Genomic DNA, 23,809 nt, shown 5'->3' on the forward strand with positions numbered 1-23,809 from the left:
CGCCTTTGCCCACCCTACAACTGAGCTACCGCTCGAACGCGGCCTTCAGCGCGTTCAGGTGCGGCACCAGCGGATTGCCGATGCTGGGCTGTTCGGCCGGCGGGGTGTGGATGGTGGTGTCCAAGCGACGCACGCGGGTCTGCAGGCTCATCGAGCGATGGATCAGGTCCTGCAGCTGCAACGGCAGCTTCTCGATTGTGTCGGCGGGGCCGGGATCGGCGGCGGAAAGCTTGACCTTTGTCTTTTCGCGATTGGCCTGACCCAGCGTCATCTCGCCTTCCTTCACCGCGCGATGCAGCAGCAGCCAGGAGGCGAGCTGCATCAGGCGGGTGGTGAGGCGCATGCTTTCGGTGGCGTAAGTGAGGCTGACGGCGCGATCGAGAGCCTTGGCCTCGGTGCGGCCGGCGCCGTCGAGATAGGCGGCGGTCGCTTCGACGAGGTCCATGCCCTCGCGGAACAGGGCGCCGAACGCCGCAGAGTTGGTGAACCGCTCGCTGAGTTGAACGAGAGCGCCGTCGGCTTGCAAACGTTCCATGGTTAACGCCCCTTACGCAACTTATTTACCGATCCGGCTTGGCCGCCGGGTTATGATGAACAAATCATTGCGCGGGCGAACCGCGGAGTCCAGCGACAAGCGCGGATATGGTTTCCGCGCGTCTTTCCTCTGAATTCAACTGGGCTAAAGCGCGCATCGCGCTTTAGCGTGTTGTTTGAGCATGATCCTATCGGAAAACCGCTTCGCACTTTGCCGGATCATACCGTGCGACGCAAAAAAGAGCCGCCGGAAAACCGGCGGCTTTGAAAGTTGATAACAGGGAGGCGTCAAACAGAGTGGACAGGAGCCACTCGGTGTCCAAACGAGGACAGTTCCAGTCATAAACCCGAAAGCTTAATGTGGAGTAAACGAACGATTTTTTTGAGGGTTCGTTAGCCATGTCGGTCAGTGGCCGAGCGGTATGCGGAACCAAGCTCTCAGTCATCGCCCCGCCTGGTTAGGCGTTTGGCACGCTGGCGCAACACAGGTCGCTGTCGTCCCGGACAAGGGTAAGCGCAGATCCGGGATCCATAACCACAGGCGGACGTGATTGCGGGGACTCGGAGTTGCCGGCCTCGCGCAACAGCACCGTCCTGTGGCTATGGGTCCCGGATCTGCGCGCGCTTGAGGCGCGCTTGTCCGGGACGACAGCTCTTGTGTGATCCTACGATTTGAAAATACTGTTCGCCGCATCACGCGACGCGCGCTTTTTGGTGGCGGCTTCCTCCAGTCTTGCGATCTCGGTCTTGAGCAGGGTGACGCGCTCGGTCAGTTCTTCGAGCGACAAGAGTGAGAGGTCCTGTCCGATCTCGTGACTGATCTTCTTGCGCGGCCGGTCGTCGTCTTCCATCGACATCGTCGTTCTCCTGCATTCACGCGCCGAACGAGGCTGGACGGTTGCCAGCGTGGACCATGCTGGCTAATCAATGGCCTCGTTCATCCAGCATTTTTGCTCAAGGACAAATCATGGACAAGCTGCCCGCGCAAATGACGGTGGTCGCCATCTCCAAGCCCGGTGGACCGGAGGTGCTGGTGCCGGAACAACGCAGCGTTCCGCAACCGGGTCCCGACGAGATCCTGGTCAAGGTGCAGGGCGCCGGCGTCAACCGGCCCGACGTGGCGCAGCGCTCCGGCGCCTATCCGCCGCCGCCCGGCGCCAGCGACCTGCCGGGCCTCGAGATCGCGGGTGAAGTGGTGGCGGTGGGCAGCAACGCCAGGCGGCACAAGATCGGCGACAAGGTGATGTCGCTGGTCGCCGGTGGCGGCTACGCGCAGTACTGCATCGCCCAGGACGGCCAGGCGATGAGCGTGCCGCCGACGCTGTCGATCAAGGAAGCCGGCGCGCTGCCGGAAACGCTGATGACGGTCTGGCACAATGTGTTCGAGCGCGGCGGCCTCAAGGCCGGCGAGACGCTGCTGATCCATGGTGGCTCCTCCGGCATCGGCACTATGGCGATTCAGCTTGCCAAGGCGTTCGGCGCCAAGGTGATCGTCACCGTCGGCGGCCCCGACAAAGCCGAGGCTTGCCTCAAGTTAGGGGCCGACCGCGCCATCAACTACAAGACTGAAGATTTCGTCGCCGTGGTCAAGGAAGCGACCGGCAATGCCGGCGCAAATTTGATCCTCGACATGGTCGCCGGCGACTATGTCGACCGCAATTACGACGCCGCCGCAGTCGACGGCCGCATCGTGCAGATCGCGACCCTCAACGGCCCCAAGGTCAACGTCAACATCGCCAAGGTGATGGTGAAGCGGTTAACCCATACCGGCTCCACGCTGCGCCCCCGTACGAATGCGGATAAGGCGGCGATGGTCGCGGCGATCGAGGAGAAGGTCATGCCGCTTTTGCGCGAGGGACGCGTAAAACCGCTGATGGACAGCTCATTCCCGCTGGAAAAAGCCGCCGACGCGCACCGGCGCATGGAGACCAGCGCGCATATTGGCAAAATTGTGTTGGAAGTCTAGGCCTCCGGCCCACAGGGCAAGGTGGAAACCCTTTGATTTTCCTTGCTTTCGTGCCATCTATCGCGACGCACCGAACCAATTCGGTCCGGTCTGAAATCGTCTTGCTATCAGAGTTTGCGTCGAACGCGGAGAACTGACCTTGCGTCTGATCAGGTGCCTCGCGCCCATCGCGCTGGGCCTCATGATTCTTGTCGCCGCGTCCCCTGCACGCGCGCTTGACGCTGTCAGCGTCCGCAGCGACGCGCCCGCGATCGACCTCACCGGCGTGCTCGAGCACCAGCGCAGCGATGCCGACCGCATCCAGGTCTCGACCGCACCGGGCACCGACGGCATCGTCCGCCGCATCGAGGTGCGCGCCCGCGAAGGCGGCCAGAACTGGGTGGTGTTCGCGCTCGCCAACAACACCGACGACCAGCTCGACCGCCTGATCGTCGCCCCGCACTACCGCATCGTCTCCTCCGGCTTGTTGTGGCCCGACCTCGGGCTGTCGCGCATCGCGACCATCACGCCATCGACCGGCGACCGGCCGGAGCGGCAGGAAAGCCCGACCGCCGACGTCTTCCGCATCACGCTCGACCCGGGTGCCGTCATCACCTTCGTCGCGGAACTGCGCACCGACAAGCTGCCGCAGCTCTATCTGTGGGAGCCGGAATCCTATAAGGACAAGGTCAATTCCTTCACGCTCTACCAGGGCATCGTGATCGGCATCTCCGGCCTGCTTGCGCTGGTGCTGACCATCCTGTTCGTCGTCAAGGGTAGCATCATGTTCCCGGCAGCCGCGGCGCTGGCGTGGGCGGTGCTGGTCTATATCGGCGTCGATTTCGGCTTCTGGGGCAAAGTGCTCGACATGTCGAACAACGCCGAGCGCATCTGGCGCGCGGCGGGTGAAGCCATCCTGGCGGCGACGCTGCTGGTGTTCCTGTTCGCCTATCTCAATTTGAGCCGCTGGCACGTGCGCTACTCGCACATCACGGTGGGCTGGCTGGCCTTCCTGGGCTCGCTGGTGGCGCTCGCTCTGTTCGATCCGGCCGTCGCGTCCGGCATCGCGCGCATATCGCTGGTGCTGATCGCCTTCGCCGGCTTCGCGCTGATCGTCTATCTCTCGACCCACGGCTTCGACCGCGCGGTGCTGCTGATCCCGACCTGGTTCCTGCTGGTGGTCTGGGTGGTCGCGGCCGGCATGACGGTGGCGGGCTCGGTCACCAACGACATCGTCGGCCCCGCGCTGCTCGGCGGCCTGGTGCTGATCGTGATGCTGATCGGGTTTACGGTGATGCAGCACGCCTTTGCCGGCGGCGGCGCCACCACCGGCGTCGTTTCCGACATAGAGCGGCGGGCGCTGGCGCTGGCCGGCTCCGGCGATTTGATCTGGGACTGGGACGTCTCCGCCGACAAGGTCTTCACCAGTCCCGAGACCGAGGCCCTGCTTGGCCTCAAGCGCGGCACGCTGGAAGGTCCGGCGGCATCGTGGCTGGAGGTGCTGCATCCGCTCGACCAGGATCGTTTCCGCGCCGCGCTCGACAGCGTGCTCGACCAGCGCCGCGGCCGCCTTGTGCAAGATTTTCGCCTGCGCACGCCGGACGGTCATTTCATGTGGTTCGCGCTGAAGGCGCGCCCGGTGGTCGGCTCCGACGGCGAAGTCTCGCGCGTGGTCGGCACGCTCACCGACGTCACCGAGCTGCGCATCGCCGAGGAGCGCCTGCTGCACGATTCCGTGCATGACAATCTCACGGGCCTGCCCAACCGCAAGCTGTTCATGGACCGGTTAGGTGCGGTGGCGCATTTCGCCAAGACCATGCCGACGCTGCGGCCGACGCTGATGGTGATCGATCTCGACCGCTTCAAGCAGGTCAACGATTCCGTCGGCATCGCGGTCGGCGATTCCATCCTGCTCACCCTCGCCCGCCGCCTCACCCGCATCCTGAAGCCGCAGGATACGCTGGCGCGGCTTGCCGGCGACCAGTTCGGCCTGATCCTGCTGTCGGAGCAGGATCCCGCGCGCATCACCGCCTTCGCCGAGACCATCCGCAAGACCATCCGTGCGCCGATCGCCTTCAACGACCGCGAAATCTTCCTGACCGCCTCGATCGGCCTCGCGCTCTCCGATCCGCAAGTCCAGCTCACCGACGAGATCATCAAGGACGCCGAGCTGGCAATGTATCATTCCAAGCGCATCGGCGGCGACCGGATCGACGTCTACAAGCCGGCGATGCGCGCGCGCAAGACCGACCGCCTGACGCTGGAGAGCGAGCTGCGCCGCGCCATCGAACGGCAGGAGCTCACGATCCTGTACCAGCCGATCGTGCGGCTCGAGGACCGGTCGATCGCGGGCTTCGAGGCGCTGTGCCGCTGGGATCATCCCAAACTCGGGCGCATGGCGCCGTCGGAATTCATCACTATTGCGGAAGAGACCGGACTGATCGTCGACCTCGGCATGTTCGTGCTCGACCAGACCGCCAAGCAGCTCTCGATCTGGCAGCGGGCGATGCGCTCGCGCGAGCCGATCTTCGCTTCGGTCAACGTCTCCTCGCGCCAATTGCTGCGCCACGACCTGATCCACGACATCCGCACCGTGCTGTCGCGCTCGTCAGTGGCGCGCGGCACGCTCAAGCTGGAACTGACGGAATCGCTGGTGATGGAGAATCCGGAGCACGCGGCGCAGATGCTGACGCGGATCCGCGAGCTCGGCACCGGGCTCTCGCTCGACGATTTCGGCACCGGCCATTCCTCGCTGGCCTATCTGCAGCGCTTCCCGTTCGACACCATCAAGATCGACCAGTCGTTCGTGCGCACCACCAACCGCGGCACCCGCCCGGTGATCCTGAAGTCGATCATCGCGCTCGCGCACGACCTCGGCATGGACGTGGTGGCGGAAGGCGCCGAGACCGATTCCGACGCGGTCGAGCTCTACCAGATGGGCTGCGAATACGCGCAGGGCTTTGCCTTCGGCGAGCCGATGGACGCCGATGCGGCGATGCGGCTGCTCACGGAAGTGCGGCTGGAAGCCGCGAGCTGACGCGCCGCACGCACTGCTCTCCCTTCTCCCCTTGTGGGAGAAGGTGGCGCGAAGCGCCGGATGAGGGGTCGCCTCCGAGAATTCTGACGTAAGAGATTCACGCGCGGAGAGAGACCCCTCACCCGTCTCGCCGCGATGCGGCGAGCCACCCTCTCCCACAAGGGGAGAGGGGACAAGCGGCGCTCACCCAGGACGTCGCCGGTCGCTTTTCCGCTTCGTGAACCTTACGCTCTGGCCGTCCGGCATCCGCGTCGCCACAAATCCTGCGGCGAGGCAGGCTTCGCGCTGCGGCATCTGGATGTCGGGGCTGCGCAGGCTGTCCCACCATGAGGCGCGGTGCGCCGCGCGCGGCAGGGCCGCGCCGATGATCTCCTCGATCTGCTCATAGCTCAGCACGAATTCCGTCTGCTTCTGCCGCATCAGGTAGTCGCGCAACGCGTCGTAGTCGTTCACCGTCGTCCCTCGTCCGATGCTCTGGTTTGCTCAAAACCGGGAGCTGCATAAACCGTTTCTTAACTCATTGCGACAGCGCCGTCCCGGCTTAAACACTACTCAAGCTTTCGGGCGCATCCACTAATGTCGGGAGCAAGCGATGTTGTCTGGATGGCGCGAAGTCACGGCCCGCCGGCCATGGCGGATTTCGGCGAAGCTGCTGATCATCTCGTCCGTGGTGACGGTGCTCGGCTTTTCCGCCATTTGCGTCAACGTCATGCTGGACATGCGCCGCGGCGAGGAGGCGCTGGCGCGCCAGACCCTCGAGAACCTGACAACGACCATCGAGTCCGACATCAGCCGCAACATCGAGATCTACGATTTGTCCCTGAAGGCGGTCGCCAGCAACATGCTGCTGCCCGAGATCGCCACGGTCTCGAAGCCGATCCGCCATCTCATCCTGTTCGATCATGCGACCACGGCGAGGCATTTCGGCGCCATCCAGGTGTTCGATGCCGATGGCAGGCTGACCATCGACGCCTCCACGCTCGATCCCCTTGCGGAGAACCGGAGCGACGAGGATTACTTCAAGGCGCACCGCGACAATCCCGGCGCCGGATTGTTCATCAGCCGCCCGATGCTGTTTCGCGGCGCCTATTCCATCGTGCTGAGCCGCCGCCTCAGCGACACAGACGGCGGCTTTCTTGGCGTCGTCGCCGGCTCGATCCGCTTCAGCTATTTCCACGAGTTGTTCGAGCGGCTGAGCCTTGATCCCGAGGACACCATCACGGTGCTGAGGCGAGACCGCACCATCATGATGCGGCGGCCGTTCGACCTCGACATCATCGGCAAGAATCTGGCGACGGTCCAGACCTGGAAGCCGGATAATCTGCAGGCGGGCGGGTCCTATGCGGGCCGGGGGCCGGTGGACACAACACCGCGTCTGTACGTGCGCAGCAACGCCTCCGGTCCGCTGTTCGTCGTGGCCGGCAAGCCGCTGGCCGCCGTGTTTGAGCTATGGCAGAAGGAAGCCTATCGCATCGGCGCCGTGGTCCTGGCGCTCGCGCTGTTCGTGCTCGGGACCGCGATCGTGCTCGCCCGCGAGATTGGCCGGCGCGCCGAAGCCGAAAGCAAGCTCGAGGAGATGGCGACGACGGACGCCCTCACCGGCTTGCGCAACCGCCGCAGGTTCGACCAGGTGATCGACCTCGAATGGCGCCGCGCCATGCGTCAGAAGACACCCGTTGCGCTGTTGATGATCGATGCCGATCACTTCAAGGCTTACAATGATACGTTCGGCCACCAGGCCGGCGACCAGGTGCTGGTCGGCATCGCCATCTGCATCTCGGATTCGGTGCGCCGCGCCGGCGACTGCGCCGCGCGCTATGGCGGCGAGGAATTCGCGGTGCTGCTGCCGGACACCTCGGCCGCCGACGCTTTCATGATCGCAGAGACGATCCGCGGCAAGGTGCAGGGCTGGTCCGACGACCAGGCGACGTCGACCGTTTCCTGCGGCATCGCGAGTCTCGTTCCCACGGCAGACATCGACTGGCCGATCCTGGTCGCCGCCGCAGACAAGGCGCTCTATGCGGCGAAAGCCGGCGGCCGCAACCAGTCCGTGGTCGCAAGCTTGCCGAAGCTGTCGCTGGTGGCGTGAGCTTAGCTGTCATTCCGGCGAGCAGCGTGCCCCAAACTCAGTGTCGTCCTGGCGAAAGCCAGGACCCATTACCCCAGGGAGGAATCGTGGTGCGAGCAGGTAACCAGGAGTCTTCGCCAAATTACTCCCTGGGGTAATGGGTCCTGGATCGGCGCAGCGCTTGTCCAGGACGACGCTAACGAGAGATCGAGAAGTAACCTCGCGCTACTGCCCCAGATATTTCTTCATCTCGGCGATCAGGCCCTCGCGCAGCTCCGGGCGCTTGAGGCCGTAGGCGATGTTGGCGCGGAGGAAGCCGGGCTTGGAGCCGCAATCGTGGCGCTCGCCCTCGAATTCGACACCATAGAACTTTTGCGATTTGGCGAGACCGATCATGGCGTCGGTGAGCTGGATCTCGCCGCCGGCGCCGCGCTCCTGGGTCTGAAGGATCTTGAAGATTTCGGGCTGCAGAATGTAGCGGCCGGTGATCGACAGGTTGGAGGGCGCGGTGCCCTGTGCCGGCTTCTCGACCATGCCGTCGACCTCGAACATCTTGCCGGTGCGTTTTCCGACGCCGCAGATGCCGTACTGATGGGTGAGATGGTCGGGCACCGCCTCGACCGCGATGACATTGGATTTCTCGCCAAGCGTGGCCGCGGTCTCGATCATCTGCTTCAGGCAGCCGGGCGAATTGAGCACGAGTTCGTCCGGCAGCACCACCGCGAACGGCTCATTGCCGACGATGTCGCGCGCGCACCAGACCGCGTGCCCGAGGCCGAGCGGCGCCTGCTGGCGGGTGAAGCTGACGGCGCCGGCTTCGGGCTGGTTCTGCGCCAGAACGTCCTGCTCGGTCTTCTTGCCGCGCGCCGCCAGCGTGGCGTCGAGCTCGAACATCCGGTCGAAATGATCTTCGATGACATTCTTGTTGCGGCCGGTAACGAAGATGAAGTGCTCGATGCCGGCTTCCCTGGCCTCGTCATAGACGTACTGGATCAGCGGCTTGTCGACGATGGTCAGCATTTCCTTCGGCATCGCCTTGGTGGCGGGCAGGACGCGGGTGCCGAGACCGGCGACGGGAAATACGGCTTTGCGGATTTTCATGGGATTGATCGAATACCTTGAGACGCGCGTGAATGATGCAATGGCGGCTTGCTACCCGGTTTGCAGCCGGTAACAAAGGCGGATGTAGGGCCCCGCCCCCTTGAGTGAAAAAAGGGGGCCCACAAAATTTCACCTTTGTTAAGCAATTGGCAACCGTAACAAGGCCTCCTGAAGGCGGATTTTTGGCCGGGCGGGTGGGGACATGATGCAATCAGTGGCAAGGCTGGCACTGGAAAGGCTGGCAGTGGTAAGGCTGGCAAAGTGCGCTGGATCTCTGACCGGCGCAACGATGGTTGCGGCCGCTCTGCTGCTGCCTGTCTCCGCGCGCGCCCAGGCGCAGAACGGCCTGTCGAACCTGTTCGGCGGTATTTTCTCCGGCGCGAACCCGGCGCCCTCGCAGCCTGCGCCCGGCGGCGCTCAACCCTGGAGCGGCGAGGACGGCGCGTCCGGCCATCCGCTGATGAGCGCATCGGCAATCCGCGAAGCCGCTTCCAATTTCAACAATTGCGTCGCTGCGATGTGGCCCGATGCCGCACGGCGCGGCATCACGCAGGAGAATTTTCAACGCTTCACCGCGGGGCTCACGCCCGACCTGCGCATCATGGACCTGATGGATTCGCAGCCGGAGTTCACCAAGTCGATCTGGGACTATCTCGACATCCTCGTGAACGACAACCGCCTCGCCAAGGGCCGCGAGGTCCTCGCCAAGTACAAGGCGCAGTTCGACGCCACCGAAAAGGCTACCGGCGTCGATCGCACCATCATCGCCTCGATCTGGGGCATCGAATCCAACTACTCGACCCAGATGGGCGATCGCAGCGTGCTGCAATCGACTGCGACGCTGGCCTGCATCGGCCGCCGCCAGGCCTATTTCAAGGACGAATTCCTCTCCGGCCTGGAAATCCTCAACCGCGGTGATCTCAGGCCCGAACAGTTGCGCGGCTCCTGGGCCGGCGCCTTCGGTCCGACCCAGTTCATGCCGACGGCGTTCAAGCGCTTCGCCGTGGACGGAGATGGCGACGGCCGGCGCGACGTCGTCGACAATCCGACCGACCTGATCGCATCCACCGCCAACAATCTGAAGAAGGACGGCTGGCAGAGCGGCCAGACCTGGGGCTACGAGGTCGTGGTCCCGCAGGGCTTCAATTACATGCTGGCCGATCGCGCCAAGGCGATGACGATCGCACAGTGGGAGAAGCTTGGGCTCAAACGCCCGGCCAACCAGCCCTTCCCGCAGCCGGCGGAGAAAGCCTATCTGCTGGCGCCCGCCGGCGCGCAGGGACCGGGCTTCCTGATGCTGCAGAATTACCGCGTTATCATGAAGTACAATCCGGCCGAGGCCTATGCGCTGGCGATCGGCCACTTCGCCGATCGCCTGCGTGGCGGCCAGCCCTTCGTGCAGCCCTGGCCACGCAAGGAACGGGAGTTGTCCCGCACCGAGCGGCTGGAACTCCAGCAGCTGCTGGCCCAGCGCGGCTTCTACAAGGGCACCCCGGACGGCCAGTTCGGCGGCCAGACCCGCGAGGCCCTGCGCAATTTCCAGGCCTCGATCGGGGTGCCGGCGGACGGATTTGCCTCCTCGGACGCGCTGGACCGGCTGCGGGGACGGTAAAATCGCGCCGAAAGTAACCCTGAACAGGGATTTTGCCCGCCGGCCTTGACGGGGACCGCTGATCCCCGTGTATGGCCTAGAGAGACCATAAGAAAATCCGCGAGAGAATCTGCCCGTTTGCGGCCGGATTCCGTTATTATATTGAGCCCGTTCCGATCCCCGTTGCGCGTGCCCGAAATCGCATGTCGAAGCATAAGTCCCTGTTCAAGGCGCTGACCGAGACCGGCCCGTTGATCGCGCTGGGGACGGCGCTTGCGATCCTGGTATCGGTCGCGGGGCCCGCCTCTGCGCAATTTTTCAACTTCCCCGGCTTCGGCGGTCCGCCGCAGCGCGCGGCCCCGCCACCACCACCACGGGGCGGCGGAGGCGGCGGCGGATGGTTCGGCGGCGATTTCTTTGCGCCGTTCCAGCAGCAACAGCCACAAGCGCCGCGTCAGGATTTCTCGCGCGCGCCGGCACCTAGCAAACGCGACACGATTCCCGACAAGAACGTGCTAGTGATCGGCGACGGCATGGCCGACTGGCTCGCCTACGGCCTGGAAGACGCCTACACCGAGCAGCCCGACATGGGCGTGATCCGCAAGCACAAGACCACGTCCGGCCTGATCAAGTACCAACCGCGCGGCGAGCCCTCGGACTGGGCGGCCGCGGCGAAGGGTATTCTCGAGACCGAAAAACCGGACGTCATAGTCGTCATGCTCGGCCTCAACGACCGCATCGCGATCCGCGAGGCCGCGCCCGAGAAATCCGACAAGCCCGCGGACAAGGACAAGAAGAACGACAAGGGCGCGCGCGCCAAGCCGCAAGGAAAAGGTGACGCAAAGCCCGGCGACGCCAAGCCCAACGCCGCCGACACCGCTGCGAAGCCGGACGGCAAGCCTGTCGATACCGACCTGCCGCAGGATGACGCCGACAATGCCGATGCGCCGCCGATCGCAGCGCCCGAGAAGACCGCGCGCAACCCGAACGGTCTCTACGAATTCCGCGACGACCGCTGGGTCGAGCTCTACGGCAAGAAGATCGAGGAGCTGACCAACGTTCTCAAGAGCAAGGGCGTGCCGGTGCTCTGGGTCGGCCTGCCCGCGATCCGCGGACCCAAGGGCACGGCCGACATGCTGTTCCTGGATTCACTCTATCGCGAAGGCGCAGCCAAGGCCGGCATCACCTATGTCGATGTCTGGGACGGCTTTGTCGACGAGGCTGGCCGCTTCCTCCAGAAAGGCCCGGACTTCGAGGGCCAGATCCGCCAGCTCCGCAGCTATGACGGCGTCTATTTCACCAAACCCGGCGCCCGCAAGCTCGCCCACTATGTCGAGCGCGAGATCACGCGCCTGCTTGCGGGACGCTCAGGCCCGATCGCGCTACCGAGCGAGCCGGCGACGCCCGATACCAGCGCCGAGCCGGGCAAGCCCGCGCCGCGGCCGCTGGCCGGCCCGATCGTGCCGCTGGTTGCGGCCTCGATCTCGACCGATCAATTGCTGGGTGGACCGGGCTCGCGTCCCGCCCCCGTCGATGCCCTCGCTGCGAAGACGCTGGTCAAGGGCGAGCCGCTGGCAGCGCCTGCGGGCCGCGCCGACGACTATGCCTGGCCGCGCCGCGAAGTCGGACGCGAGCAGGCCAAGGGCGATACGCCGATGGCCGCGACGACGCCTGACGGCGGTGCGCCAAGTGCGGCCGCAGCGATCGCGCCGCCAAAACTCGCGCCGAAGAAGCCGCCAATGCAGCAGCAACCGGCGCAGGCAACGCCGTCGTTCCGTGATTTCTTCGGCTTCGGCTCTCCGCCGCCGCCACGTCAATTCGCACCGCCGCCGCGCAATCCGAATCCCAACCCCGCGATCCCGCGTCCGCCGGGCAACGTCGGGCGGTCGGCGGAAGTGTTCCGGTAGTCGCCTCTCCGTCTTGAGATGTCATTCGGAGGCGCGCCCCGGAATGACGTGCCTGGCCTCAGCCGTAATAGCGCCAGCGCGGCGGCGGGCGACGGGCGGGGCGTGACATCAGCAGGGCAAGCGCGAAGCCGATGCCGCCGGCGACCAGCAGCGCTCCGAGCGGGTTGTCCTGCACCTTCCGCGCGATCGCTTGCGAGCCGTCGCGGAACGTGTCCTGGCCTGCTTCATAGGCGTCCTTGGCGTAGCTCGCGGCGGTGTCCGTGGCATCGCGCGCCGCATCTTTCGCCTGACCGTACAGGTTCTGCACGGTGCCGGCGGCCTCGCGCGCCTTGCCTGAAGCCTGCGTCTTCGCATCTCCCGCCATCTCGCCCACGGTGCCTTCCACGCCGCCCGCCATTTCCTTTGCCGATCCGATGATCCGATCCGCGTCCATGATAATCCTCCTCGGTAATCAGCCGAAGTAACCGATCAAAAGCAACGCGGTTCCTTGCATTTGCCTACAGAATGAGCCCGCCATCGACGACGAGGGTCTGGCCGATGATGTAGGAGGACAGCGGCGACGCCAGGAACAGCGCCGCGCCCGCCATGTCGGCCGGCGTGCCCAATCGCCGCAGCGGGATGCGCGACAGCGCGTCTTCGAGCCGCTTGGGATTGTCGGTCGTCACCTTCGTCATCTTGGTGTCGACGAGGCCGGGCGCGATGCCGTTGACGCGGATGCCGTCCTCGGCCCAGGCCTCACCCAATGTCCGCGTCAATCCGACTGCACCGGTCTTCGAAGCGTTGTAGGCGGGATTGCCCATGGTGGAATGATAGGCCGCGGTCGAGGACACCATGATCAGCGCGCCCTTCGCATCCCGCAACATGGAATGAAAGCGCGTCGCGCACGCCATCAGGCTCATCAGATTGACCTCGACCACCTTGCGGAAACCGCTCATCTCGAATTCGCCGCGCCGGTACAGCACCGCGCCTTGCGCGAGCACGAGCACGTCGAGCCGGTCGAAGGACGGCTCGAACGCTTCGATCGCACCGGCATTGCTGACATCGAGCTGCGCATAAGCGAGACCCGTGAGGTCAGACCCTTCTTGCTGAGAATATTCCTTGGCGTGAGCGCGCGTACCGCAAACATCAACTTGCGCGCCCCTGGTCCGAAAGGCCTGCGCGATGCCGTTGCCGATGCCACTGGAACCGCCGACCACCAGCACCTGCTTGCCTGAGAAATCGAGCTCGTTCGCCATCGCGGTCTCCCTTTTGATTTTGCTTGTTTGACCTCTCTGCGTATCGAGGCCAGCCTTGTCAATCGCCGGCAGTGTCGTTCCTTGCCGGTGCAGCGATCCCCGTCGACGGGGGCCTGACGGCGCGCAACGCGTGAGGGGCATGCGGTCGGGGCGTTGACACGGCCGGGCGCGGGAGTAGCTTTTTTACCAGCAGTGCGGGGCCAACCGCTCGCGGTTCGCGGGAGAAAACGCCATGACGATCGCCATCCGGCAGCTTCAGAAATATTTTGTCGGCGAGGTTTCCGGCCTCGACCTGCGCAAGCCTCTCACCGAGAGCGAAGCGCGCGAGGTCGCGGCTGCCATGGACAGATATGCGGTGCTCGTGTTCCACGACCAGGACATCATCGACGATCAGCAGATGGCCTTCGCGCTCAATTTCGGCCAGCGCGAGGACGCGCGCGGCGGCACTGTGACCAAGGAAAAGGACTACCGGCTCAATACCGGCCTCAACGACGTTTCCAACCTCGACAAGGACGGCAAGCCGCTGGCGAAGGACAGCCGCGCGCATCTGTTCAATCTCGGCAATTGCCTGTGGCACTCCGACAGCTCGTTCCGTCCGATCCCGGCAAAATTCTCGCTGCTGTCGGCGCGCGTGGTGAACCCCAAAGGCGGCGACACCGAATTCGCCGACATGCGCGCGGCCTATGACGCGCTGGACGAGGAGACCAAGACGGAGATCGAAGACCTCGTCTGCGAGCATTCGCTGATGTATTCGCGCGGCTCGCTCGGCTTCACGGAGTATACCGACGAGGAGAAGGAGATGTTCAAGCCGGTGCTGCAACGCCTGGTGCGCACCCACCCCGTGCATCGCCGCAAGTCGCTGTACCTCTCATCGCATGCCGGCAAGGTCGTCGGCATGAGCTTGCCGGAGGGCCGGCTGCTGCTGCGCGACCTCAACGAGCACGCGACGCAACCGGAATTCGTTTACGTGCACAAATGGAAGCTGCATGATCTCGTGATGTGGGACAACCGCCAGACCATGCACCGCGTCCGCCGCTACGACCAATCCCAGCCCCGCGACATGCGCCGCGCCACGGTGGCGGGCACGGAGCCGACGGTCCAGCAGCAGGCGGCGGAGTAGGCACGGCTGTCGTCGGCCAAGCCGGCAAATGCGCGGTGGCTTTAATTTCTCACGTCGTCCTGGACCAGCGAGCGAAGCGAGCGCCGATCCAGGACCCATTACCACAGGACACAGTTTGGCGACGACTGGTGGTCACCAGCCTGCCTCAACAACTGCTCCTTGGGGTAATGGGTCCTGGCTTTCGCCAGGACGACAGAACAAGCTACGCGTGTCCCGCCTCGTTGGAGAGCATGCCGGGATCGATGCCGATCTTGTGCAGGGCGCGGGCATATTTGTCGTCGACGTCGTCGCCGAAGATCAGATCCGCATCCGCGTCGCAATGCAGCCAGCCATTGCTCTGGATCTCGGTCTCGAGCTGGCCCGGCGCCCAGCCGGCATAGCCGAGCGCAAGGATGGCGTGCTTCGGGCCGGAGCCCTTGGCGATGGCCCGCAAGATGTCGACGGTCGCGGTGAGGCAGACGCCGTCGTCGATCCTGAGCGTCGCATTCTCGATGTAGAAGTCGCTGGAGTGCAGCACGAAGCCGCGACCCGTATCGACCGGACCGCCGCGCAGCACCTTCATGCTTTCGGCGTTCTCCGGCAGCTTGATGTGCTCGCCCTTCTTGATGATACCGAGCTGCATCAGGAGCTCGGGAAAATCGATGCTGCCGGCCGGGTGGTTGACGATGATGCCCATCGCGCCTTCGGCCGAATGGGCGCAGAGATAGATCACCGAACGCTCGAAACGGGCATCACCCATCACCGGCATCGCGATCAGAAGCCGGCCGTCGAGATACCCGGCGGAATTCGGGGGTGTGGAGCCCCTGCTCCGGGTGCTGTCGCCAGTCCTTTTACCTGCGGGAGCCATCGCTGAAGCACTCCGGTTTCACTTCCCATCCTGATGTCGGGCTCCGCCGCTGTCAAATCAAGGCTTGCAGGGAGCTGATTCAAGCGCATCCATCACAAGCAATTCAATGGTTTGCCCTGGGGCGCCCCTGTAAAGACGTGCCATGTTCTCCATAGTTCCCATGCGTGCGGCGATTGGCGTCGCAACAACCCTGCTCGCAACGTCGCTGGCGATGACCGCCCGCGCCGACGACGCTTCGCCTTGGCAACGCGACGGTCATTCCGCGGTGCGGTTGCTGGCGGGGTCGCGCAGCGGCGCGGTCCTGCTCGGCGGCATCGCCTTCCAGCTCCAGCAGGGATGGAAGACCTACTGGCGCACGCCCGGCGATTCCGGCGTTCCGCCGCGGTTCGACTTCTCGAAGTCGGACAATGTCGAGGCGGTGACCGTGATGTGGCCGGCGCCGCTGAAATTCGACGACGGCGCAGGCGGTCACTCCATCGGCTATCACAACCAGATCGTGCTGCCGCTGCGCATTGTCGCCAAGGCGGCCGACAAGCCGGTGACATTGCGCGCCGAGATCAACTACGCGGTGTGCGAAAGACTCTGCATTCCCGTCGAGGCCAGCGTCGAGCTTGGCTTCAACAGCGTCGCTTCGACCGAGGACGCCAACCTGCGCGCAGCGCTCGATACCGTGCCCAAGCCCGCCAATATCGGCGATCCCAATCCGCTGACCATCCGCGACGTCAAGCGCGACGGCGCCAAAAAGGTGTTGGTCGACGTGGTCGCTCCGGATAGCCGCAACGTCAATTTGTTCGTGGAAGGACCGAGCCTCGACTGGTCGCTGCCGATCCCCGCTCCGGTCGAGCCTAGCCCGCCCGGCGTCAAGCGCTTCACCTTCGAGCTGGACGGACTGCCGCCGGGCGCCAAGCCCGACGGCGCCGCGCTGAAGTTCACGCTGGTCGGGCCGGAAAAGTCGTACGAGTTCAATACGAATTTGGAATAGTTGTCGTCCTGGCGAAAGCCGGGACAACGGCGAGTAAATTGCACCGCCGGCGCCGGTCCTCTGCTGTCGTCCCGGACAAGCGCGCCTCAAGCGCGCGCCGATCCGGGACCCATAGCCCCAGGATTGGGTGAGGCGAGGACTCGTGGTTGCGAGCTCGCTCAAATAATTGCTCCCTGGGGTTATGGGTCCCGGATCAGCGCTCCGCTTCGCTGCGCTTGTCCGGGACGACATCGCGATTGAGGCAAGCTCCACCCAACCGAATCTTAACGAATGGTTGCTAGTTCCGAAGGTTGCCGCTGCATGCGGGACGCCTTGGGGATTGTCGACGTGGCCGTGATGGATGCAGAACCCGCAACGACCGCACGGGCCGGGCTCATCGCGCGGCTGCGCGGAAAATTGACGGGCGGGTCCAGCGAAGCGTCGCTGACGCGGCGGCTGGCCGGCACCATCTTCATCATCCGCGTGATCAGCGCAGGCCTTGCTTATGTCTCGCAAGTTCTGCTCGCGCGCTGGATGGGCACCTCCGACTACGGCGTCTACGTCTATGTCTGGACCTGGGTGCTGCTGCTCGGCAGCATGATGGATTTTGGCATTTCGGCCTCCGCGCAAAAGATCATTCCGGACTACCGCATCGCGGGCGAGCATGCGCTGCTGCGCGGCTTTCTTTCCGGCAGCCGTTGGCTGACCTTTGCCGCGTCCTTGCTGGTGTCGCTGGGGCTCGCCGGCCTCGTCAAGCTGCTCTCGCCATGGATCGATCCTGCCGAAGAGCTGCCGCTCTATATCGGCTGCATGACGCTGCCTGCCTTCGTGGTCGCCAACACCCAGGACGGCATCGCACGCTCGCACGACTGGATGCAGCTCGGATTGATGCCGCAATTCATCATCCGCCAGGCGCTGATCATCGGCATCACGGCCGGCGCATTCCTGCTCGGCTACCATCTCGGTGCGGTCGCCGCGATGGTCGCGAGCGCCGGCGCAGTGTGGATCGCGATGACCGGACAGATGCTTGTGCTGAACCGCAGGCTCGCCGGTCACATCGAGGCTGGTCCCAGGACCTATGACGTCAGGGGCTGGCTCGCCGTCTCGCTGCCGATCCTGCTGGTCGAGAGCTTCTACCTGCTGTTGTCCTACACCGACGTGCTGGTGCTTCAACAGTTTCGCCCCTCCGGCGAGGTCGGCGTCTACTTCGCCGTGGTCAAGACGCTGGCGCTGGTCTCCTTCATCCACTACGCGATGTCGGCAACGACCGCGCACCGCTTCGCCGAATACAACGCAGCTGGCGACAAGGCGCGGCTGTCGGCCTATGTGGCGCACGCCATCAACTGGACGTTCTGGCCGTCGCTGGCCGCAACCCTGGCGCTGCTCGCGCTCGGCAAGCCGCTGCTCTGGCTGTTCGGGCCGCAATTCACGGTCGGCTACGACATCATGTTCGTCGCCGCAATCGGGCTGGTGGTGCGTGCTGCGATCGGCCCGGTCGAACGCCTGCTCAACATGTTAGGTGAGCAGAAGATCTGCGCGCTGGCCTACGGGCTCGCATTCTTGATGAATCTGGTGCTCTGCATCGCGCTGGTGCCGCGCTTCGGCGGCCATGGCGCCGCGGCCGCGACCTCGATCTCGCTCAGCGTCGAGACGGTGCTGCTGTTCTGGATCGTGCGGCAGCGGCTGGGCCTGCACGTGCTGGCATTTGGAAGATAGTCGGGCCTCTCCGTCCCATCCCTTGCCGCCCCTTGCCGTCCCCACGGAAGATACGTTCCGCCGGAAGCTGGCGAATAGGGCAAATCGTCTGCCCATTAACCGATATAGGCAGGATTCTTCTTATTCCGTCGAGCCAGTTGCCCACCAGGGAAAGTTTATTCTACGTCGTATTGCCCCGCTGACGAGATAAACCTAAGATTCCCCAGACATGATTGATCCGCTCTATGTCGCCTCCGGATTCGGCGTCGGCCTCCTTGTCGGGATGACCGGCGTGGGTGGCGGATCGTTGATGACGCCGCTCCTGATCCTGCTGTTCGGCGTGCACCCCGCTACCGCGGTCGGCACTGACCTGCTCTATGCGGCCGCCACCAAGACGGGCGGCAGCATGGTGCATGGCTGGTCGCGCAACGTACACTGGCCGGCGGTGCTGCGGCTCGCCTGCGGCAGCATTCCGGCAAGCGCGCTCACGCTGTTCGTGCTCTGGAAGCTCGATCTCAAAAGCGATTCCGAGCGCAATCTCGTCAACCTCGTGCTCTGCTTCGCGCTGCTGCTCACCGCCACCTCACTGATCTTCCGCAAGTCGATCATGGAACGCTATCGTCGGCGCCTGGAGCAGATCGACGAGCGCAGCACCGCCATCGCAACCGTCGTCACCGGTATCGTGCTCGGCGTGCTGGTTTCGATTTCCTCCGTCGGTGCCGGCGCTGTCGGCGTGACCGTGCTGCTGCTGCTCTACCCGCGCCTGCCGATGGCGACCATCGTCGGCTCCGACATCGCCCACGCCGTGCCGCTGACGCTGGTCGCCGGGATCGGACACTGGGCCCTTGGCGACGTCGATTGGGCGCTGATGGGCGTGCTGCTGCTGGGCTCGCTGCCCGGCATCATCGTCGGCAGCTACAGCGCGACGCGCGTGCCCGAAACGGTGCTGCGCCTGACGCTCGCCAGCGTGCTGTTCGTGGTGGCCGGCAAGATCATGTTCGCGGAATTGAACCTGTCCTCGGCATTCGTGACGGCTCTGGCCTGGACGCACTGAACAGGAGCGGCGCTCCAGTCCCCGGATCGTAGGGCGGGCAAAGCGGAAGCGTGCCCACCGATTCTGTTCAATCGCGGAAGGATAGTGGGCACGGCGCTGATGCGCTTTTGCCCAGCCTACGGCCTGGGCCGCCCTACTCCGCGGTCCAGCCGCCGTCGATCGAGAGGTTGGTGCCGGTGATCTGCGCGGCATCGTCGCTGCACAGGAACAGCGCCAGCGCGGCGACCTGCTCGGAGGTGACGAACTCCTTGGTCGGCTGCGCGTCAAGCAGCACGTCGTTGATGACCTGCTCACGCGTGAGGTTGCGGGCCTTCATGGTGTCGGGAATCTGCTTCTCGACCAGCGGCGTCCAGACATAGCCGGGGCTGATGCAGTTGCAGGTGATCTTGCTGGTCGCGACCTCCAGCGCCACGGTCTTGGTCAGGCCGGCAATGCCGTGCTTGGCCGACACGTAGGCCGACTTGAACGGCGAGGCGACCAGCGAGTGCGCCGATGCCGTGTTGATGATGCGGCCCCAGCCCTTCTTCTTCATGCCGGGCACCGCGGCGCGGATGGCATGAAAGGCCGAGGACAGGTTGATGGCGATGATCTGGTCCCACTTCTCCGGCGGAAACTCCTCGATCGGGGAGACGAACTGGATGCCGGCATTGTTGACGAGGATATCGACCGAGCCGAAAGTCTTTTCGCCGAGCGCGATCATCCCGGCGATTTCCGCCGGCTTGATCATGTCGGCCGGCGAGTAGACCGCCTTGACGCCGAAATCGGACTCGATCTTGGCGCGCTCCTTCTCGATGTCCTCGGGCGAGCCGAAGCCGTTGATGACCACGTTGGCCCCGGCAGCGGCGAACGCGCGCGCATAGGCGAGCCCGATGCCACTGGTCGAACCGGTCACGACGGCGTTCTTGCCTGACAGACTACCCATATTCATTCGCTCCTTTTTGGTGGGGGCGCGGTGACGTCCCCCGTGAGATCGTAGGTCACCATGGTCTCGCCGGCCTGCGGCCGCTCGAGCGAGTCCTTGTGGCGCATCGACAGATGTACGTCGCGCACGCCGGCTTCCCAATGCTCGACCATCGCGACATGCGAGAAATCGTAATCCTTGGACGAGGATTCGTAGTTCTTGCTGCGGTAGATCAGGTGCACCACCGTCACGGTGCTTTCACGCGCGGCCTTGGAGAGGTATTCGACAGACGGATCGTTCTTCAGATAATCCGGCAATTTTCCGATCAGGTCGCGCACCGCCCTGCGGGCATTGTGCAACTGCCTGTTCTTGTCGGTGTTCATCCGCGTCCGGCTGGAAAAGCGGATGTCCTTCTCGCGCTCGGCAGCTTCGAGCAGCGAAGTCGGCAAATCCCCGCGGGCGCTGAACAGGTCGACCTGGAAGATCAGGAGGTCGCGAGCGAGCTCCGCGTCCAGCACGTAGTCCAGCGGCGTGTTGGAAGCGATGCCGCCGTCCCAATAATGCTCATCGTCGATGATGACCGACGGAAAGCCCGGCGGCAGCGCGCCGGAGGCCATGATGTGCTCGGGGCCGATCTTCTTGCCGAGCTTCTTGAACTCGTGATTGTCGAAATACTTGAAATTGCCCGAGGTGACGCCGACGGCGCCGACCGACAGGCGGGTCTTCAAGTCGTTGATGCGATCGAAATCGACCAGCCGCTCCAGCGTCTTCTTCAAGGGCGCGGTGTCGTAATAACTCTGCGCCTGCGGACTGCCAGGAGGCCAGAGCGGCGCGGGCGGCAGACGCGGCGTGAAGAAGCCGGGCACGCCGAAGGTGGCGATCAGCGCGGCGCTGGTCGAGTTGAACAGCTCGCGGCTGTGGTCGCTCTTGCCGATCGGCTTCCACGGCACCGGCGCCGAGACCATCTCCCAGAATTCCTTGAGCCGCTTGACGCGGATGTGGCCCTCGTTGCCGGCGATGATGGCGGCGTTGACTGCACCGATTGAGATGCCGGCGATCCACTCCGGCTCGAAGCCGTAGCCGCACAGGGCCTGATAGGCGCCGGCCTGATAGGAGCCGAGCGCGCCACCGCCCTGCAGGACCAGGACACGTTGCGCATTCGCGGGGACGCTGGCGGATTCCGGGCTATGATCTGTCATGCGGGAACAATAGCAGATGGCGAGCGACCGTGGCGACAGTTCGCCGCGGCGTCAATGCATCCCGGGATCAAGTCTGGCTTATCGAGGGTCGGTCGCTGCCAGGATCATGGTCCAGAACACCTTGTACTTGGTGCCTGGAGCATAGCCCGCTGCGATGCCCAATTTTGTGACACCGCTCTTGAGCATGTTGGCCCGGTGCGGAGGCGAGTCGCGCCAGCCGGAAAACGCTTCCGCCAGCGTATGATAGCCGGCCGAGACATTCTCGACGGCCACGGTCGCCGGATAGCCGCCGGTGCTGAGGCGCTTGGCCAGGGGCGCACGGACGTCGTGGTCCATCTTGTTGGCGGCCGCCATGGCCTGCGACTGGGATTCCGCAAGCCGCATCAGGTCGGGATCGATCACGATGGTGCCGAGGCCGCTATTCTGGCGATATTGGGAGATCATCACCGCGGCCGCCTGCGCATCGAGCTTGGCGCCCGGGACCGCCATGTCGGCATACATCGACGGCTGCTGAACCGGCACTTCGTTGCCGGCACAGCCGGCGAGCAGCAAAGTGATAAGTATTGCGGCCGCAGCGCGCATGAATCAGAGCCCCCAGATGAGGGGCCGTTGTTGCATACCAACCGTGGCTGAAAGGTGAATTTTGCGGAAGATTTGAGCCTTCGGCCTACTCGCTCAGCCCGCAAATATCCGGTAGCGGCGCGGCTGGAGGCCGATCGCGTCGCCGGCGCGCAGTTCCTTGTCGCGGGGGGCGTCGATCTCGATGGTTTCACCGCCCGCCAGTTCGACCTCAGCGCGCTGCACGGGCCCAAAATTCCGGACCTGCTGCACGGCGCCCTCGAAGGCGCCGCTCCCGGGCGGGCCGACCAGCATGTCGTGTCGCCGCACGAACAGTCTTGACGCGCCAGGCACGAGCCCGTCTGCGGCAAGGGCGAGCGGCCGGTCGCCGAACCGGACCATGCCGTCGGCAATCCGAACGGGAAGCTCGATGGATTCGCCGATGAAGCCGTGGACGAAGGCGGTGGCCGGGCTTTCATAGACATCGTCGGGCGAGCCGATCTGCTCGATCCTGCCCTTGTCCATCACCACGACGCGGTTGGCGACCTCGAGCGCCTCTTCCTGATCGTGGGTGACGAAGATCGAGGTGACGTTGATCTCGTGATGCAGCGAGCGCAGCCACTTGCGCAGCTCCTTGCGCACCTTGGCATCGAGCGCGCCAAACGGCTCGTCGAGCAGCAGGATGCGCGGCTCGATCGCGAGTGCACGGGCCAGCGCGATGCGCTGGCGCTGGCCGCCGGAGAGCTGGCTCGGATAGCGGTCTGCAAGCCAGTCGAGTTGCACGAGATCGAGCAGCTCCTTGACGCGCGCACGGATCGCCGCCTCCTCTTTCCGGACCGCGCGCGGCTGCACGCGCAGGCCGAAGGCGACGTTCTCGAACACCGTCATATGGCGGAACAGCGCGTAGTGCTGGAACACGAAGCCGACGTGACGCTCGCGCGCGCCCTGCGCCAGCGCGTCCTCGCCATTGAACGACACTTCACCGGAGTCGGGCCAGTCGAGGCCCGCGATGATCCGCAGCAAGGTTGTCTTGCCGGAGCCGGACGGCCCGAGCAGCGCCAGCAATTCGCCGTTGTCGACCTTGAGGTCGACGCCGTCGAGGGCTGCGAAGCTGCCGAACTTCTTGACGAGATTCCTGACTTCAATGGTCACTTGCGTCGTGTCCTTCGGCGAGATGACGTTCGAGAACGGTTTTGGCAATCAGCGTGATCAGCGCCAGCATCGCCAGCAGCGAGGCGATCGCGAATGCGGCGACGAACTGGTATTCGTTGTAGAGGATCTCGACCAGCAGCGGCATGGTATTGGTCTCGCCGCGGATATGGCCGGAGACGACCGAGACCGCGCCAAACTCGCCCATCGCGCGGGCGTTGCAGAGCAGCACGCCGTAGAGCACGCCCCATTTGATGTTGGGCAGCGTGACGCGGAAGAAGGTCTGAAGGCCGGAGGCGCCGAGCGAAATCGCGGCCTCCTCTTCCTGCGTGCCCTGCTCCTGCATCAGGGGGATCAGCGCCCGCGCCACAAAGGGAAAGGTCACGAAGGTGGTGGCGAGCGCAATGCCGGGCACCGCGAACAGGACCTGGATGTCGTGGTCACGCAGCCAGCCGCCGAAATAGCCCTGCGCGCCGAACAGCAGCACGAAGACGAGGCCCGAGATCACCGGGCTCACCGAGAACGGCAGGTCGATCAGCGTGATCAGGAAGGTCCTGCCCTTGAAGTCGAACTTGGCGATGGCCCAGGCGGCGACCAGACCGAACACGAGATTGAGGCCGACCGAGATCGCCGCGACCAGCAGCGTCAGCTTGATCGCGGACAGCGCCTCCGGCTCGGCGAGCGCGGCGAGATACGCGAGGATTCCTCTCGAGAACGCCTGCGCGAACACGACCACCAGCGGCAGCACGACGAAGACGGAAAGGAACGACACTGCCAGCGTGATGATGACGATGCGCACCGCCCTCGGCTCGGTGCGGAGGTTGTCGCGCGCAGCCGCGGCATGTGCGCGCGCCTTGGCCTCCGACGAGGAAAGCGAAACGGAATCTGCAAGCTGCATCGTCATCGC

Annotated in this window: 21 protein-coding genes; 9 read left to right on the plus strand and 12 right to left on the minus strand. The window is 64.6% G+C overall.

What is annotated here, in order from left to right; translation table 11 throughout:
* Positions 1-25: 25 nt before the first annotated feature.
* Positions 26-535: a protease adaptor protein RcdA gene (rcdA, locus tag FXV83_RS09975; RefSeq protein ID WP_148739003.1), complete on the minus strand. Its 510-nt coding sequence runs from the start codon at positions 533-535 to the stop codon at positions 26-28.
* A 664-nt stretch (positions 536-1,199) separates the two neighbouring features.
* Entirely contained in the window at positions 1,200-1,391 is a 192-nt protein-coding gene (locus FXV83_RS09985) for a DUF1192 domain-containing protein (protein WP_148739004.1), read from the minus strand.
* A gap of 110 nt (positions 1,392-1,501) precedes the next feature.
* On the opposite strand from FXV83_RS09985, the gene FXV83_RS09990 reads away from it, so the two are divergent.
* A complete protein-coding gene (locus FXV83_RS09990; protein WP_148739005.1) occupies positions 1,502-2,500 on the plus strand; it encodes an NAD(P)H-quinone oxidoreductase in 999 nt (332 codons plus the stop codon).
* A gap of 139 nt (positions 2,501-2,639) precedes the next feature.
* Positions 2,640-5,516: an EAL domain-containing protein gene (locus tag FXV83_RS09995; protein ID WP_187435798.1), complete on the plus strand. Its 2,877-nt coding sequence runs from the start codon at positions 2,640-2,642 to the stop codon at positions 5,514-5,516.
* Between the two features lie 183 nt (positions 5,517-5,699).
* On the opposite strand, the gene FXV83_RS10000 is transcribed toward FXV83_RS09995, so the two are convergent.
* The gene (locus tag FXV83_RS10000; protein WP_187435799.1) at positions 5,700-5,969 is read right to left on the minus strand and encodes a DUF7662 domain-containing protein; all 270 of its coding nucleotides are present in this window, start codon (positions 5,967-5,969) and stop codon (positions 5,700-5,702) included.
* A gap of 139 nt (positions 5,970-6,108) precedes the next feature.
* Here FXV83_RS10000 and FXV83_RS10005 point away from each other — a divergent pair, with 139 nt between their 5' ends.
* Positions 6,109-7,605: a sensor domain-containing diguanylate cyclase gene (locus tag FXV83_RS10005; RefSeq protein WP_148739007.1), complete on the plus strand. Its 1,497-nt coding sequence runs from the start codon at positions 6,109-6,111 to the stop codon at positions 7,603-7,605.
* Between the two features lie 204 nt (positions 7,606-7,809).
* Here FXV83_RS10005 and FXV83_RS10010 read toward each other — a convergent pair whose 3' ends face one another.
* The gene (locus FXV83_RS10010; RefSeq protein ID WP_148739008.1) at positions 7,810-8,685 is read right to left on the minus strand and encodes a UTP--glucose-1-phosphate uridylyltransferase; all 876 of its coding nucleotides are present in this window, start codon (positions 8,683-8,685) and stop codon (positions 7,810-7,812) included.
* A gap of 289 nt (positions 8,686-8,974) precedes the next feature.
* On the opposite strand from FXV83_RS10010, the gene FXV83_RS10015 reads away from it, so the two are divergent.
* Positions 8,975-10,297, plus strand: a complete 1,323-nt coding sequence (locus tag FXV83_RS10015; protein WP_187435800.1) for a lytic murein transglycosylase — start codon at positions 8,975-8,977, stop codon at positions 10,295-10,297.
* A 182-nt stretch (positions 10,298-10,479) separates the two neighbouring features.
* Complete coding sequence (locus tag FXV83_RS10020; RefSeq protein ID WP_148739009.1) at positions 10,480-12,183, plus strand: SGNH/GDSL hydrolase family protein; 1,704 nt, start codon at positions 10,480-10,482, stop codon at positions 12,181-12,183.
* 58 nt (positions 12,184-12,241) lie between these two features.
* On the opposite strand, the gene FXV83_RS10025 is transcribed toward FXV83_RS10020, so the two are convergent.
* Both FXV83_RS10025 and FXV83_RS10030 read right to left on the minus strand, forming a co-directional pair.
* Complete coding sequence (locus tag FXV83_RS10025) at positions 12,242-12,616, minus strand: CsbD family protein (RefSeq protein ID WP_148739010.1); 375 nt, start codon at positions 12,614-12,616, stop codon at positions 12,242-12,244.
* A 64-nt stretch (positions 12,617-12,680) separates the two neighbouring features.
* Complete coding sequence (locus FXV83_RS10030) at positions 12,681-13,418, minus strand: SDR family NAD(P)-dependent oxidoreductase (protein ID WP_148739011.1); 738 nt, start codon at positions 13,416-13,418, stop codon at positions 12,681-12,683.
* 232 nt (positions 13,419-13,650) lie between these two features.
* Here FXV83_RS10030 and FXV83_RS10035 point away from each other — a divergent pair, with 232 nt between their 5' ends.
* Positions 13,651-14,538, plus strand: a complete 888-nt coding sequence (locus tag FXV83_RS10035; RefSeq protein ID WP_148739012.1) for a TauD/TfdA dioxygenase family protein — start codon at positions 13,651-13,653, stop codon at positions 14,536-14,538.
* 202 nt (positions 14,539-14,740) lie between these two features.
* Here the strand turns inward: FXV83_RS10035 and FXV83_RS10040 are convergent, their stop codons facing one another.
* Complete coding sequence (locus FXV83_RS10040) at positions 14,741-15,385, minus strand: YqgE/AlgH family protein (protein ID WP_148739013.1); 645 nt, start codon at positions 15,383-15,385, stop codon at positions 14,741-14,743.
* 142 nt (positions 15,386-15,527) lie between these two features.
* Here FXV83_RS10040 and FXV83_RS10045 point away from each other — a divergent pair, with 142 nt between their 5' ends.
* The 3 genes from FXV83_RS10045 (at position 15,528) to FXV83_RS10055 (ending at position 19,095) form a co-directional block, all read left to right on the plus strand.
* The gene (locus tag FXV83_RS10045) at positions 15,528-16,367 is read left to right on the plus strand and encodes a protein-disulfide reductase DsbD domain-containing protein (RefSeq protein WP_148739014.1); all 840 of its coding nucleotides are present in this window, start codon (positions 15,528-15,530) and stop codon (positions 16,365-16,367) included.
* A gap of 327 nt (positions 16,368-16,694) precedes the next feature.
* Positions 16,695-18,062: an oligosaccharide flippase family protein gene (locus FXV83_RS10050; protein ID WP_430648931.1), complete on the plus strand. Its 1,368-nt coding sequence runs from the start codon at positions 16,695-16,697 to the stop codon at positions 18,060-18,062.
* Between the two features lie 208 nt (positions 18,063-18,270).
* A complete protein-coding gene (locus tag FXV83_RS10055; protein WP_148739016.1) occupies positions 18,271-19,095 on the plus strand; it encodes a sulfite exporter TauE/SafE family protein in 825 nt (274 codons plus the stop codon).
* Between the two features lie 133 nt (positions 19,096-19,228).
* Here the strand turns inward: FXV83_RS10055 and FXV83_RS10060 are convergent, their stop codons facing one another.
* From FXV83_RS10060 to cysW, 5 genes are all read right to left on the minus strand, one after another.
* On the minus strand, positions 19,229-20,017 hold the full coding sequence (locus tag FXV83_RS10060) for a 3-hydroxybutyrate dehydrogenase (protein ID WP_148739017.1): 789 nt from the start codon (positions 20,015-20,017) through the stop codon (positions 19,229-19,231).
* A 2-nt stretch (positions 20,018-20,019) separates the two neighbouring features.
* On the minus strand, positions 20,020-21,195 hold the full coding sequence (locus FXV83_RS10065) for a DUF3734 domain-containing protein (protein ID WP_148739018.1): 1,176 nt from the start codon (positions 21,193-21,195) through the stop codon (positions 20,020-20,022).
* Positions 21,196-21,273: 78 nt separating this feature from the next.
* Positions 21,274-21,777 (minus strand): CAP domain-containing protein, encoded by a 504-nt coding sequence (locus FXV83_RS10070; RefSeq protein ID WP_148739019.1) that lies wholly within the window; start codon positions 21,775-21,777, stop codon positions 21,274-21,276.
* Positions 21,778-21,870: 93 nt separating this feature from the next.
* Positions 21,871-22,905 carry a sulfate/molybdate ABC transporter ATP-binding protein gene (locus FXV83_RS10075; protein ID WP_148739020.1) on the minus strand — a complete coding sequence of 345 codons (1,035 nt, stop codon included), beginning with the start codon at positions 22,903-22,905 and terminating at the stop codon, positions 21,871-21,873.
* Positions 22,895-23,806: a sulfate ABC transporter permease subunit CysW gene (gene cysW / locus FXV83_RS10080; RefSeq protein WP_148739021.1), complete on the minus strand. Its 912-nt coding sequence runs from the start codon at positions 23,804-23,806 to the stop codon at positions 22,895-22,897. Before cysW ends, FXV83_RS10075 begins: the two co-directional genes overlap by 11 nt.
* Positions 23,807-23,809: the final 3 nt, after the last annotated feature.

Origin of the sequence: Bradyrhizobium hipponense (assembly GCF_008123965.1) — a bacterium.
Lineage (GTDB): Bacteria > Pseudomonadota > Alphaproteobacteria > Rhizobiales > Xanthobacteraceae > Bradyrhizobium > Bradyrhizobium hipponense.